Annotated in this window: 14 protein-coding genes and 1 tRNA gene; 9 read left to right on the top strand and 6 right to left on the bottom strand. The window is 62.5% G+C overall.

Annotated elements, in window-relative coordinates; translation table 11 throughout:
• Positions 1-69: 69 nt before the first annotated feature.
• Together Verru16B_RS07125 and Verru16B_RS07120 are read left to right on the top strand one after the other, a co-directional pair.
• Positions 70-1269: an ABC transporter permease gene (locus Verru16B_RS07125; RefSeq protein ID WP_069961629.1), complete on the top strand. Its 1200-nt coding sequence runs from the start codon at positions 70-72 to the stop codon at positions 1267-1269.
• Positions 1270-1390: 121 nt separating this feature from the next.
• Positions 1391-2521 (top strand): Gfo/Idh/MocA family protein, encoded by a 1131-nt coding sequence (locus Verru16B_RS07120; protein WP_069961628.1) that lies wholly within the window; start codon positions 1391-1393, stop codon positions 2519-2521.
• Between the two features lie 163 nt (positions 2522-2684).
• Here the strand turns inward: Verru16B_RS07120 and Verru16B_RS07115 are convergent, their stop codons facing one another.
• From Verru16B_RS07115 to Verru16B_RS07105, 3 genes are all read right to left on the bottom strand, one after another.
• The gene (locus tag Verru16B_RS07115) at positions 2685-3377 is read right to left on the bottom strand and encodes a hypothetical protein (protein WP_069961627.1); all 693 of its coding nucleotides are present in this window, start codon (positions 3375-3377) and stop codon (positions 2685-2687) included.
• Positions 3364-3882, bottom strand: a complete 519-nt coding sequence (locus Verru16B_RS07110) for an AsnC family protein (protein WP_069961626.1) — start codon at positions 3880-3882, stop codon at positions 3364-3366. Before Verru16B_RS07110 ends, Verru16B_RS07115 begins: the two co-directional genes overlap by 14 nt.
• A 338-nt stretch (positions 3883-4220) precedes the next feature.
• Positions 4221-5108 carry a LysR substrate-binding domain-containing protein gene (locus Verru16B_RS07105; RefSeq protein ID WP_069961625.1) on the bottom strand — a complete coding sequence of 296 codons (888 nt, stop codon included), beginning with the start codon at positions 5106-5108 and terminating at the stop codon, positions 4221-4223.
• A gap of 70 nt (positions 5109-5178) precedes the next feature.
• Here Verru16B_RS07105 and Verru16B_RS07100 point away from each other — a divergent pair, with 70 nt between their 5' ends.
• The 5 genes from Verru16B_RS07100 to Verru16B_RS07080 all read left to right on the top strand — a co-directional run bounded on the left by Verru16B_RS07100 (position 5179) and on the right by Verru16B_RS07080 (position 8175).
• The gene (locus Verru16B_RS07100) at positions 5179-5493 is read left to right on the top strand and encodes an antibiotic biosynthesis monooxygenase (protein ID WP_069961624.1); all 315 of its coding nucleotides are present in this window, start codon (positions 5179-5181) and stop codon (positions 5491-5493) included.
• Positions 5494-5505: 12 nt separating this feature from the next.
• Positions 5506-6471, top strand: a complete 966-nt coding sequence (locus Verru16B_RS07095; protein ID WP_069961623.1) for a ketopantoate reductase family protein — start codon at positions 5506-5508, stop codon at positions 6469-6471.
• Between the two features lie 85 nt (positions 6472-6556).
• A complete protein-coding gene (locus Verru16B_RS07090) occupies positions 6557-7024 on the top strand; it encodes a DUF5069 domain-containing protein (protein ID WP_069961622.1) in 468 nt (155 codons plus the stop codon).
• Positions 7021-7647 carry a gamma carbonic anhydrase family protein gene (locus tag Verru16B_RS07085; RefSeq protein ID WP_069961621.1) on the top strand — a complete coding sequence of 209 codons (627 nt, stop codon included), beginning with the start codon at positions 7021-7023 and terminating at the stop codon, positions 7645-7647. The genes Verru16B_RS07090 and Verru16B_RS07085 overlap by 4 nt, the downstream gene beginning before the upstream one ends.
• 30 nt (positions 7648-7677) lie before the next feature.
• A complete protein-coding gene (locus Verru16B_RS07080) occupies positions 7678-8175 on the top strand; it encodes a cupin domain-containing protein (RefSeq protein WP_069961620.1) in 498 nt (165 codons plus the stop codon).
• A 314-nt stretch (positions 8176-8489) separates the two neighbouring features.
• Here the strand turns inward: Verru16B_RS07080 and Verru16B_RS07075 are convergent.
• Positions 8490-8566 (bottom strand) — tRNA-Glu (locus Verru16B_RS07075).
• Between the two features lie 122 nt (positions 8567-8688).
• Between Verru16B_RS07075 and Verru16B_RS07070 the strand changes: the two genes are divergently transcribed.
• Both Verru16B_RS07070 and Verru16B_RS07065 read left to right on the top strand, forming a co-directional pair.
• Positions 8689-9600, top strand: a complete 912-nt coding sequence (locus Verru16B_RS07070; RefSeq protein ID WP_069961619.1) for a phosphoribosylaminoimidazolesuccinocarboxamide synthase — start codon at positions 8689-8691, stop codon at positions 9598-9600.
• Positions 9597-10091 (top strand): hypothetical protein, encoded by a 495-nt coding sequence (locus Verru16B_RS07065; RefSeq protein ID WP_157772316.1) that lies wholly within the window; start codon positions 9597-9599, stop codon positions 10089-10091. The genes Verru16B_RS07070 and Verru16B_RS07065 overlap by 4 nt, the downstream gene beginning before the upstream one ends.
• Before the next feature lie 92 nt (positions 10092-10183).
• Here Verru16B_RS07065 and Verru16B_RS07060 read toward each other — a convergent pair whose 3' ends face one another.
• Entirely contained in the window at positions 10184-10591 is a 408-nt protein-coding gene (locus tag Verru16B_RS07060; RefSeq protein WP_069961617.1) for a Dabb family protein, read from the bottom strand.
• A 137-nt stretch (positions 10592-10728) separates the two neighbouring features.
• The gene (locus tag Verru16B_RS07055) at positions 10729-11877 is read right to left on the bottom strand and encodes a glycosyltransferase family 2 protein (protein WP_083270179.1); all 1149 of its coding nucleotides are present in this window, start codon (positions 11875-11877) and stop codon (positions 10729-10731) included.

The raw sequence follows: 11877 nt of genomic DNA, 5'->3' as shown, positions 1-11877 counted from the left end.
TCAAACCCCTGTCTCCCCGCCCTTGAATCCACCTTCACCCGGCCGCTCCCGCACCCGCACGCTCACGCCATGACCACCCTGCTCAACTGGTTCTCCCAGGTCGCCGCCATCCTCCGTTTCGGAGTCATGGGCATACCGCAGCGCCGCGGCTCGGTGGCGGCCACGGTCATCGGCATCGCGGGGGTCGTGCTCGTTTTCATTGGTGTCCTCTCAATCGGCACGGGCTTCCGCCGCGCCATGGCCAACTCGGGCTCGGCCGACGCCGCCATCGTCCTGCGCAGCGGCTCCGACAGCGAGATGGTCAGCGGCTTCGGTCGCGCCGAGACGCGCCTCATCGCCGACGCCCCCGGCGTCGCCCGCAACGCGGCGGGCCCCCTCGCCTCCGCCGAGCTCTTCGTCATCATAAACCTCCCCAAGCGCTCGACCGGCACCGACGCCAACGTCCCCCTGCGCGGAGTCGAGAGCGCCGCGCCCGCGGTGCGGGACAACCTGCAGATCACCGCCGGCCGGATGTTCGAGTGGGGCAAGAACGAGGTCATCGTCGGCGCCGGCGCCGCGCGCGAGTTCGCCGGCCTCGAGGTCGGCGGCACGGTACAGGTCGGTCGTGACGCCTGGCCGGTCGTCGGCGTGTTCACGGCCAGTGGCGGTGTGGCCGAGTCGGAGGTCTGGACTGACGCCCGCGTCCTGCAGGCCGCCTACCAGCGTGGCGACTCCTTCCAGTCGGTCTACGCCCGGCTGAACTCGGCCGGGGCCTTCCAGGAATTCAAGGACGCCCTCACCGCCAACCCCCAGCTCAGCGTCAAGGTCCTGCGCCAGTCCGAGCACTTCGCGGCGCAGTCCGAGGGCATGACCCGCCTGATCACGACCCTGGGCTACCTGATTGCCTTCCTCATGGCCATCGGCGCGGTCTTCGGTGCGCTGAACACGATGTACAGCGCGGTGGCGACCCGCACCCGCGAGATTGCGACGCTGCGCGCGCTTGGCTTTGGCGGCGGCGCCGTGGTCATCGCCCTCATGCTCGAATCGCTCCTGCTGGCACTGGGTGGCGGAGCCCTCGGGTCCGCTCTCGCCTACCTCGCCTTCAACAATTTCCATGCCGCCACGATGAACTGGCAGAGCTTCAGCCAAGTGGCCTTCTCCTTCGCCGTGACCCCCGCACTGGTGGTCCAGGGCGTGATCTGGGCGACCCTGATCGGCCTGATCGGTGGCCTCCTCCCCGCCCTCCGCGCCGCCCGCCAGCCCATCGCCGCCGCCCTCCGCGAGCTCTAGGCTCCGGCGCGTTGGCGCTCCACCGGCAGGCGAACCGCACGGTGCCGCCGCAAGACGCCGGCCTGGGGCGAGTCGCGGCGCCCGACTCCTTTCCGTTGCTTTGCGGTTTACCCACCTCCCCATGAAAAAACTCCTCACCCTGCTCGCTTTCATGCTGGTTGCCGCCTGCGCTTCGTCCCAGGAAAGCCCTCCACCCGTGCGGCTCGCCATCATCGGTTTGGTCCACGACCATGTGACGGGATTCCTGCCAGATCTGCTCAGCCGGCGTGATGTCCAGCTCGTGGGCATCGTGGAGCCCAACCAGGCCCTGGCCGCCAAGATCGCCCGGGACTTTAACCTGGAGGCAAATCTGTTTTACCCGAGCCTGGCGGCCCTTCGCGCCAAGCATGACGTGCAGGCGGTCGCGGCCTTCACCTCGACGTTTGATCACCTGTCGGTGGTGGAGATGTGTGCTCCCCTCGGGATCCATGTCATGATGGAAAAACCCCTGGCCGTGAGCCTGGCGGACGCCCAGAAGATGGCGGAGGCCGCGCGCCAAGGCGACATCCAGCTGGTCGTGAATTACGAGACCACCTGGTATCGGAGCACCCACGGCGCCTACGATGCCGTCCACCGGCAGCGGGCGATCGGCGATTTGCGCAAACTCGTGATCCGCGACGGTCATTCCGGCCCGGCTCCCATCTGCTCATCCTACTTTCTGGATTGGTTGACCGACCCGGTGCTGAACGGCGGCGGGGCGTTGATGGATTTCGGCTGCTATGGCGCCAACCTGGCCACCTGGCTGATGGATGGGCAACGGCCTGATTCGGTTTTCGCCGTCACGCAACAGCTGCAGCCTGACGTCTACCCCAAGGTGGATGACGAGGCGACGATCGTTCTCACCTACCCCCGCGCCCAGGCGATCATCCAAGCCTCCTGGAACTGGCCTTATGGCCGAAAAGATATGGATCTCTACGGCGAAACCGGGGCGCTGCGCTTGCCCGATGGCAAATCGATGTACCTGCGAAAAGGAAATGCCGCCGAGATCCCGTTGCCCGCGCCTGCGATGCCGCTACCTTATGCCGACACCCTTTCCTATTTCGGCGCCGTGGTTCGCGGTGAAATCCAAGTGACCGGCCTCTCGTCCATTGAGGTGAACCTGATCGTGGCTGAAATTCTGGACGCCGCCAAAGAGTCCGCGAGGACCGGCAAACGCATCACACTTGGTGCGGATTCCGGCGCGGACATCGCCACCCCTGAAGCGGCGCCCTAAACTGAGCCAATGGTCCATACATCCGTTCCGATTGAACGCGCGGTCCGGGTTCGGAACTATGAGGATGTGCTACAAGAGCACCAAAAGAGTGTTCCGATGGGTGCAAATATGATTTTTTTGAACCGTCCATTCGGTTGATCGGCCTTCTGGCGATCATGTAACGCTATCGGAGGCCCGCGATGGCGTGCAGCTTCGCGCGTAGTTTTGGTAACCTCAATTGACTGGCTTGGTCAGGCGGAATTTGGCCTGGCAATGCCTCGTCAAACGCGGGCACCGCTAGCAGCGCCCGCACGGCAGTGACCAGATACTTCCGCAACTCCGCGGGCGCTCTATCTATGTCCGCGACGATTCCTTCGCGGCCATCCACCACGGTGATGAAGTCCTCCAGATCGTGGCTGGCGTAATAGTCGCCATACCCGCGGTCCACAAAAGCCACATACTTGGTCGCGAGAAATGCAGCCGGTGAAACAAGCTTCAGCCGTGTATGCGAGAACTCCTGCTCAGTCGCTGTCGCCAAGGCTTCCTTAAACCATGTTGTATTGAGCCCAATTTCCGCGCCGTCCGTCGGCATGATGTCCACGGTCAAGTTGCCCAAGACCCATCGACAAAGTGGCGCTCCCTCTCGCATGTCATGGTTGAATCCGAGTGCGCGAATGCGCGCCTCCAATTCGGAGTAACGTTTGTCGGCGACGACCTCGACGATGACATCCACATCATCGGTCGGGCGCGCAGGCGCAAAAGCTGGGTCATCGAGCAGGAGATTTACCACGGACCCACCGACAAACGCATAGCTGAGCTCCAATCCATCCAGCCGGTCCGCCACCGCTCGCAATGCACCGAGATTAGGCGTGGGCATGGCGATTCAGATGCAGACCAAGTTCCTTTTCCGCTATTGCGCGTTCGCGCGCACGACCGATGCGCAAGGCGTCTGCCAGCGCAAGTAGTCGGTAAAGCTCCGGATCGCGTCGTGCGGCCCCTGGAACACTGGGATAGAGCGGCTGCACAGCGGCGCCTTGCACCTTCCCATCCGGGTCAGGCCAGACCGGTGGCATCTGGTCCGCAGCGCTTATCTTGTCTGACATTGCCGGTGCGGCCCAAGCGGTTGGCATTCCTCGCGTGACGGCCTTGGGGCTTACGGGGAAGGCGTAGGGAACACCATGCACCAAAAAGTTTCTTAGCGCTTCGAAGCGCACCTGTTTGGTTTCCGGGTCGAGCAGTCGCGCCTCTTGGAGGCGCCGCACGGCTGCATGGACCTCGGAAGCGCTCATGCCCAAGCTCTTCCCCAACTCTGCGTAGCTGGAGATTGAGTTGCTCAAGCTCAACTTTAGCGCCACGACGATGTCTTGTGGCTTGGTAAACATGAGTATACGCTATTCGCGAATAGCGTATATAGTCAAGTCGCTTTCAACTTATCGAGCTCTGCCGCAGTTCAGCATGCATAATGATTCTGAGCCCCTTCCCTCCCTGCCGTCCCGGCACCAGTCGCGATGGCAGGCGTCGCACTTGATCGGGATTATTACATAACCGCAGAGTGTGCTGGACGGGATACCATAGAGTTCAAACATATCAGCAGGCCGCAACGCGGCGTTCATCAGATCGCGGGTTCTGAGCATTTTCTTGGGAGATAAGTCTGCATCGATATTCGCTATACCTTCACAAGAATCTGAGGCTGAATCTTACTAAGCGGCTGCCTTAGCGCTCATCCCTCCAATCCGGCCACGAAATTTCTGAGAGGGGGTTCTTGTTCGCCACGCCGATGGGCAAAGACATACGTCACTGTTGCGCCTTTCGTGGTAATCGGGATTGCGAGCGAGGACTCACCGGCGATGCGCGACATGGATGCCGGCAGGATCGCGATACCCGTTCCAGCGGCAACCATAACGGCAACCGCTTGTCCGCGGCTCGCCTCCTGGACGACCTTGGGGCGAAATCCCGCCTCAAGGCACAGTTCGTGGATCTGCTGCGAGAAACAAGGAGCCGACTCCGCAGCCACCATCACGAACGATTCCGCAGCCAGATCGGCCATTCTTACCTTGGCGGTGTCTTGCAGCCTATGACCGCGAGGAAGGAAGACCATCAGGGGCTCCTTGCTCCATGGGATAAAGACCAAACCTGATGTGAGTGTGGCCGGCGAGGCGCCGACAAATCCGCCGTCCAGTCGCCCTTCCGCAATAGCCCGTAATTGCTCGGCCGGGGGACAGTCATGTAAGGTCAAGTCCACAGCCGGGTGAGACGTGCGATAGCGCTGAAAGATGCTGATCAAATCCGGGTTTAGCACCGCGCTGACGAATCCAAGATCCAGCCGGGCGGTTTCTCCCCGGGAGGCCCTCCGAGCCCGATCCCCCGCACGTTGGAGCTGCACCAATGCCCCCTTAGTATCGGTCAGCAGGGCGCGTCCCGCCGGCGTCAACGCGACCGAGCGGGGTGAGCGCGTAAACAGCTTGATACCTAGCCGGGCTTCCAGGGATTGAATGTGCCGGGACAATGGCGGCTGCGACAGATGCAGGCGCCGAGCCGCCCGGGTGAAGGACAGTTCCTCGGCTACCGCGACAAAGCACTCCAGTTCCCGGATCGAATAATCTATCATATCTATTCAGCATCACTAACGGCCAATCATGGTATTTCCAGCATGTTTGTCTTTCTGGTAGCATTGATCGGTGCAACCACGCGACCAAGCCGTCAGTCCCTCTGGACCACAGGTTCTGATTCTCCACGAAGTGCAGGCTTATGCGCCGTGGAAAAGAGTCTTCGATTCGGCTGCTACCATCCGGAAGGCCGCCGGGGAACTTTCCTACCAAGTGCTGCGCGACGAAGCCAATGTCCTCCTGATCGTACATCTCTCCACCTGGACATCCCACGCAGACGCCAGACGATTCTTCGAGTCACCCCGCCTTGAACAGATCCGCCAGGAGGCAGGCGTGGCGGCTCCGCGCTTTCTTTATCTGCACCCGCTTGAGGCTGGGGTACTTTGAACAGCGCCACGCATGACAAATGAAACGCAGGGCGGAGGAAACGTCCATACAGCCAAGCCCAAGGTCGCGGTCGTCGGAGCCGGCGCCGTCGGGGGATTTTTCGGCGGTTTACTGGCCCGAGCGGGTGTACCCACAGTAATGATAGGGAGGGAGAGCTTTGTCACTGCGGTGAAGCAAAGGGGACTCACCCTCGATACGCGAATGTTCAACGAAGTGGTTTCCGTAGACGCATCCACCGAACTAGCCGCGGCCCGGAATGCCGATCTCGTCTTGTTTTGCGTTAAGACCACAAACACGGAGGCGACGGCCCGTGCCTTGGTGCCGTTTCTCGCCCCAGGCTGCACTGTGCTCAGTCTCCAGAACGGGGTCGAAAATGCCGACCAGATCAGCGCGATCACCGGACGGCAGACTATATCAGCCGTAGTCTACCTTGCGGCGGCGGTGCCAGCCCCCGGAACCGTCAAACATACCGGCCGAGGTGATCTGATCATCGGCCCCGACGGAAGCCGGGTCGCTGAGATCGCCAATCTTTTCCGGGACGCTGGGGTTGGATGCGTCGTCTCCTCCCGCATTCAGGACCAACTTTGGGAGAAGCTGATCTGCAACAGCGCGCTCAACGCGATTTCGGCGCTCTGCCAGATAACCTACGGAGAAGCAGGTGATGACAAAGCCGTCTGGGAGGTGGTGGGAAAGGTCATCGCAGAGGCTCTCGCCGTGGCGCGTGCGGCAGGGGTCAGCCCGACAAACATGGATGATGTGGACACCGCCAATACTACGGTGAGAAAACTTACCCGTCAGATCGCGGCCGCCTACTCCTCAACCGCGCAGGACCTCCGGCGAAAAAAGCGCACCGAGATCGATGCCCTCAACGGTTTCATCGCCCGGCGAGGAAGGGAACTGGGGGTGCCGACTCCAGTCAATCAGACACTTTGGGCCTTGGTCCGGGCCGCGGAACCACGGACCGACACGGTAACTTAGCCAGACTCCCCAACCGCACGTGTCCCATGGCTGGGACACCTTTCCCTGAAAATCGCATCGCAGCCACGCTTTCCCACACATCACCATGCAAAAGTTACGGCGTCCCTCCGACAAACTGGCCGGCTGCGTTTGGCTGCCGCGATTCATCGACAAGACTCGCTACTATCTCGCGGGCACGCTGGAGCCTGATTTCGTCCTGCCCTATTGCCATCCGGTGGCCACGGATGGGGCATTCTTGAAGCACTTTGGAATTCAGAAGCAGGAGATCATCGAGGTGATCCGGCTTTCATCCGGTAGTGATGCGCCGGTTGGCGAATGGTTTCAGGGCCGTTCAGCTTGCTCTGCCAACCATGTAGAAGCTTGGAACGCCCTCGCCCCCAACCTGGGCCGGCCCGGCTTCCCGGTGCATCGTGGATTTCAGTTCCTGCTGAAAACCTACTACGGCGGGGATATCCCCGATCCCAGGGTAGACAGCGTGTTCACGGTGATCGCTTTTGACGAAGGATATTTGGAGGAACTGACTCCCCGGGATTCACTTAAATCCATGCAATGATCCTGTCGCACCAAGGTAAGTGCCCGCAGATTCATCCCAGCGCTTACATCGCGCCGACCGCCACTCTTTGCGGCGATGTCACGGTCGGAGCACATTGTCGTATAATGTTTGGGGCGTGCCTCATTGCCGAAGGTGGTTCCATTGTCATCGGCTCGCATGGTATCGTGCTGGAGAATGCAGTTATCAGAAGCACCGCCTTGCACTCGGTGACCATCGGTAATCATTGTCTTGTCGGTCCGAACGCCCACTTGGCTGGTTGCACCTTAGAGGACGAGGTTTTCATCGCTACCGGTGCGTGCGTCTTTCACGCGGGGATCCTGCGGGCCAGGAGCGAGGTGAGGGTCAATGGCGTGGTGCATTTGAAGACGGAACTTCCTGAGGATGCCACCGTTCCGATCGGCTGGGTGGCGGTTGGCTCACCCGTCACCATCTTACCGCCGGACCAACATGAGAGAATTTGGGAGATCCAGAAGCCGCTGAATTTCCCACTTGCTGTTTACGGCATCGAGCGAAGCGAAGCCTCCATGACCAGGATCACCGAGCGGATGGCTACGTTTTTGGGTTCTCATGCAGACGACCACACAAGTCTTACTCTGAGTGCTCAGAGACCGGAGTGTCCCTAGCGCATGCATTCTTCACCTCAACCAAGCCTCATGAAACCCATTCACGGATACCATCTCATCAAGCCAGAAGATCTTGTTTGGAGGCCGTCCAATTTGATGAAAATCCCGAACGCGGACTATCTTGAGCGCACCGCGAGTGAAATCATGGGAGCGAGGCTCTGGCGGTTGCCGCCTGGAAGCGCCAACACGCTGCATAAGCACATCCGTGCTGAGGAATTCTATTTTGTGCTGGAAGGCACCGGCCGCGTACGGATCGGCGATAAAACCCTAACGGTGCCGCGGTATGGCGGTTTGCTCGTCGGTCCCGAAGAGCTACGCCAGGTGTTCAACGACACCGAGACGGAGGTACTATGGTTAATCTTAGGCGCGCCGGAAGAGCTAGAGTTCCTCCAAGGCTCGAAATCGACGATGGACCTTTCGTTGATTTATCCGACCAATCCCACCCAACTGCCCAACGAACTTGCCGGCACAACCTGGCCGCCAAAAGAAGTCGCTCCGGTAGATCCAAGTGCACTGCCAAAGCAATAAAACTTCGGTTGGCGCCCATAAAGATGACAGCCTCGTTAAGGGCGTTTGCAGCCTGGGAAATTAGCACGAACTGGACCGGCCAGCACTCCGGTGTCCGCTCCGATTGCGGCTCCGGCCATTCATTGCGGGCAGAGACAGCTTGGCTCCGCGCTCACGGCCGCCTCTGCCGATTCGTCGTCCGAGCAGGCTGAGTTGTCTGCGCTGCGGCTGTTGCCAGTCCTGTTGCCAGTCCTGTTGCCAGTCCTGTTGCCAGTTGGCGTTTCTAGAAAAACGAAAAAGCCCACAACTCATTCAAGTTGCGGGCCTTTGAAAGATGGCGTCCCCACGGGGATTCGAACCCCGGTTCTCACCGTGAAAGGGTGGTGTCCTAACCGGGCTAGACGATGGGGACCCAGCACGGAATCGGGGAAGCTACGGCCTGCCCGGGGTCGCGCAAGGCCTATTTTTTGCACCCGCTAACCCGTCCGAGTCAGGAATTTACTTTGGCCGGCCGTTCTCGTTACCTCTTTCTGGATGAATTTTCACGAGCTCAGCGCCGCCCTGCCTCCGCAAGCCGTCGTCACGATCGACGGCCTACCCTTCCCCCGGATCGCCTCCGGCAAGGTCCGTGAAATCTTTGACCTCGGCGACGCCCTGCTGCTCTGCGCCACCGACCGGCTCTCCGCCTTCGACGTGATCCTCCCTGATGGCATCCCGGGCAAGGGCGCCATCCTCACCCAGATGAGCAACTGGTGGTTCAGCCAGACCAGCCACCTCATCCCCAACCACCTCCTCCCCGACCAGCCCCGCCAGTTCCTCATGCGCGGGCTCGGCAGCCGCGACCTCCAGCTCCGCAGCATGATCGTCCGCAAGCTCAAGCCCCTCACCATCGAGTGCGTGGCCCGCGGCTACCTCATCGGCAGCGGCTGGAAATCCTACCAGGAAACGGGCGAGGTCTGCGGGATCAAGCTCCCCGCCGGTCTCCGCCAGGCCGACAAACTCCCCACGCCGATCTTCACGCCCACCACCAAGGCCCCCAAGGGCCAGCACGACGAGCCGATCAACGACACTCAGGGTGCGGCCGCCATCGGCGCGGAGCTTTATGCGAAGGTCAAGGCCATGAGCCTCGCCCTCTACGCCTTCGGTCATGAGCGCGCGCAGCAGGCCGGCATGATTCTCGCCGACACCAAGTTCGAGTTCGGCACCGACGAGGCCGGCAACCTCTTCCTCATCGACGAGGTGCTCACGCCCGACTCTTCCCGCTACTGGCCCGCCGCCGACTACCGCCCCGACTGCTCGCCTCCGAGCTACGACAAGCAGTTCGTCCGCGACCACCTGCTCGCCATCAAGTGGAACCAGCAGCCGCCCGCCCCGCGCCTCCCCGCCGAGGTGATCACCCGCACCCGGGAGAAATACCTCGCGGCGTTGAAAAACCTGCTCGGTTGAATTCGCTCCCTCCCGTGACCCGCGTCCTGCTCACGTTTCTGCTCGCCGTCCTTGCCTCTGCCCCCGCCTGGGCCCGCGTGGGCGAACCCGTGTCCGAGATCCGCAAGCGCTATGGCAAGCCCCAGGGCCATCCGGATGGTCGGACCATGTTCTGGATGTTCGAGAACGACTTCGGGGCGATGCACTACACCGTCACCGCGAACGACAAGGGGCTCTCGATGGCGGAAGGCCTCAAGCCCTACCGCCGCACCCGCTTCACCGCCCAGGACGCCGAAACCTTCATCGGCATGCAGTTTGCCGGCTACCCCGAGGCCAACCGCCGCACCATCCCCCCCGGCCAGGCCTACCGTTTCGGCGGCCAGGACTTCGTGTGCGGCGCCCAGGAACACGTCGTCGTCGACGAGACCGCCGGCATCCTGCTGATCTGGATCAAGTCCGACCCGGGCTCCGTCCTGGCCGTCAGCCCGGAGATGGTGCAGCGTACGAAGTGAGCGGTTGTTGAAGGTGGAGCCCGACCTCCGGGCGGGCTGATCGGATAGGCAAACGCAAAACCTGCCCGGAGGTCAGGTTCCACCCACCTCCCTCACACCGCCAGTGCGTCGTACACGATGACCTTGGCCCAAAGATGCGAGCACTCGGCCACGAACTTCTGGTGCAGCGGGTGCACCTGGTAGGCGTTCTGCCCGGCGACGTCGTCGAAGTAGAGGATCTCGGAGGCGCTGAAGCTGTTGTCCACAACCTCGCGTTTCTCGGTGCTGGCCGGCACGCCGACATGGATGCCGCGCACGGTCTCGATCGCCGCGAGGCCGCGGATGCCGGCGAGGAGCTGCGCGAGATCCTCCTTCGAATCCGGGTTCTTCAGCCAGAAAAAGACGTGGTGCACCAACTTGGGCGGCGTGGCTCCCAGGGCAGGGGCGGCGGAGACCGCGGCCGCGGCTCCGAGGGTAGCGGCGGTGGCAAGGAAGGCGCGGCGGGTCGTGGGGGAATTCATGGCAATGGGCGCAATGAAACAACGCGACGAAGCGGGGTCCAACGCAAAACCGGATCACCCGAATCTGGTTCGCAGTTGGAGGTGCCAGCAGGCTCGCGGGCCCGCCACTGACGATTCCTGCCGCGCCAGCTCCCCGCTCACAGCCGGTTGGCCTTGAGATCGCGCAACGGGTAATGCGTGCCGCGCCACGTGATGCCGCCCGTCCAAAGCGTGACCGCCTGTGAACGGAGCAGGATCCACGCGAAGACCGCCATGCCCAGCGGCAAAAACAGGCCGTGCCACCACCGGCCGCCGGTGAAACGCGTCTGGTCGCAACCCAAGGCCAGGATCAGCGCCAGCGTGCCGGCATTCAGCCACATCGCCGGACCCTCATACAGAAACAGTGCAACCGCGGGCCAGACCCAGCCGACGCCAAACGCGAGCATCGCGGCCAGCGGCACCCACAGCCGGTAGTCGGCGCCGGCGTAGGCGTTCTTGGTCAGGCCGCGGATCATCGCGCCGACGGAATCATACCACGCGACGGCGAGCGCGCCCTCGCCCAGCACGAGTTCGCTGAATCCACCCGCCTTCATCAACTTGCCCAGCTTGATGTCGTCGTCGGGCCGCATCCGCACCGGCTCGTGGCCGCCCAGCTTCCGGTAGGTGGAGGAACGCACGAGGTTGAAGGCCCCCACCCCGCCATGCGCCCGGCTGCGCGGATCGGAGATGTGCGCCGGCCGCAGCCCCACGGTGAAGGCGAAGCTGAAGGCGTTGACGCAGATCCCGAGCGCATGCCCTTGCTCGACCAGCCGGGGCACGGCGGCGAGGTGGTCGAGGGTCTGCATCCGGGCATACGCCACCGCGCGCCGCAGGGTGTCCGGTTGAAAATGAATGTCGGCGTCGGTGAACAAAATCCATTCGCCGGCCGCCTCGATCGCCCCGGTATGCAGCGCGTGGTTCTTGCCGATCCAGCCCTCGGGCAAGGCGGTCACCGTCACGACCCGCAGCCGCGGGTCGGCCGCGGCCAGTTTTTCCAGGACCGCCCCGGTGTCGTCCTCCGACCGGTCGTTGACCGCGATGAGCTCGAGGTCGGGATAGTCGAGCGCCAGCATCGTGGGCACGGCGGCGCCGAGGGTCTTCCCTTCGTTGCGCGCGGCGATGACGAGACTCACGCGGGGCCACCCCGCCTGCTCCGGCAGCGGCAGCTTCGCCAGACGGCGCAACCGGCGGTTGCCGCGCCCCACGTCCCACGCGAGGCCCAGCCAGATCAGCAACGTCAACGCCGCGAGGAAGGTCGGGCCGTTCAT

The sequence above is a fragment of the Lacunisphaera limnophila genome, from assembly GCF_001746835.1.
Lineage (GTDB): Bacteria > Verrucomicrobiota > Verrucomicrobiia > Opitutales > Opitutaceae > Lacunisphaera > Lacunisphaera limnophila.
This window is presented reverse-complemented; position numbering and strand designations above follow the sequence as displayed.

What these genes read in the sequence shown, in the direction of transcription:
- Verru16B_RS07080 (WP_069961620.1), top strand. Translation starts at nt 7,678, where the DNA reads ATGAAACCCATTCACGGATACCATCTCATCAAGCCAGAAGATCTTGTT.
- Verru16B_RS07110 (WP_069961626.1), bottom strand. Translation starts at nt 3,882, where the DNA reads ATGTTTACCAAGCCACAAGACATCGTCGTGGCGCTAAAGTTGAGCTTG.
- Verru16B_RS07105 (WP_069961625.1), bottom strand. Translation starts at nt 5,108, where the DNA reads ATGATAGATTATTCGATCCGGGAACTGGAGTGCTTTGTCGCGGTAGCC.
- Verru16B_RS07095 (WP_069961623.1), top strand. Translation starts at nt 5,506, where the DNA reads ATGACAAATGAAACGCAGGGCGGAGGAAACGTCCATACAGCCAAGCCC.
- Verru16B_RS07085 (WP_069961621.1), top strand. Translation starts at nt 7,021, where the DNA reads ATGATCCTGTCGCACCAAGGTAAGTGCCCGCAGATTCATCCCAGCGCT.
- Verru16B_RS07055 (WP_083270179.1), bottom strand. Translation starts at nt 11,877, where the DNA reads ATGAACGGCCCGACCTTCCTCGCGGCGTTGACGTTGCTGATCTGGCTG.
- Verru16B_RS07125 (WP_069961629.1), top strand. Translation starts at nt 70, where the DNA reads ATGACCACCCTGCTCAACTGGTTCTCCCAGGTCGCCGCCATCCTCCGT.
- Verru16B_RS07115 (WP_069961627.1), bottom strand. Translation starts at nt 3,377, where the DNA reads ATGCCCACGCCTAATCTCGGTGCATTGCGAGCGGTGGCGGACCGGCTG.
- Verru16B_RS07060 (WP_069961617.1), bottom strand. Translation starts at nt 10,591, where the DNA reads ATGAATTCCCCCACGACCCGCCGCGCCTTCCTTGCCACCGCCGCTACC.
- Verru16B_RS07070 (WP_069961619.1), top strand. Translation starts at nt 8,689, where the DNA reads ATGAATTTTCACGAGCTCAGCGCCGCCCTGCCTCCGCAAGCCGTCGTC.
- Verru16B_RS07090 (WP_069961622.1), top strand. Translation starts at nt 6,557, where the DNA reads ATGCAAAAGTTACGGCGTCCCTCCGACAAACTGGCCGGCTGCGTTTGG.
- Verru16B_RS07120 (WP_069961628.1), top strand. Translation starts at nt 1,391, where the DNA reads ATGAAAAAACTCCTCACCCTGCTCGCTTTCATGCTGGTTGCCGCCTGC.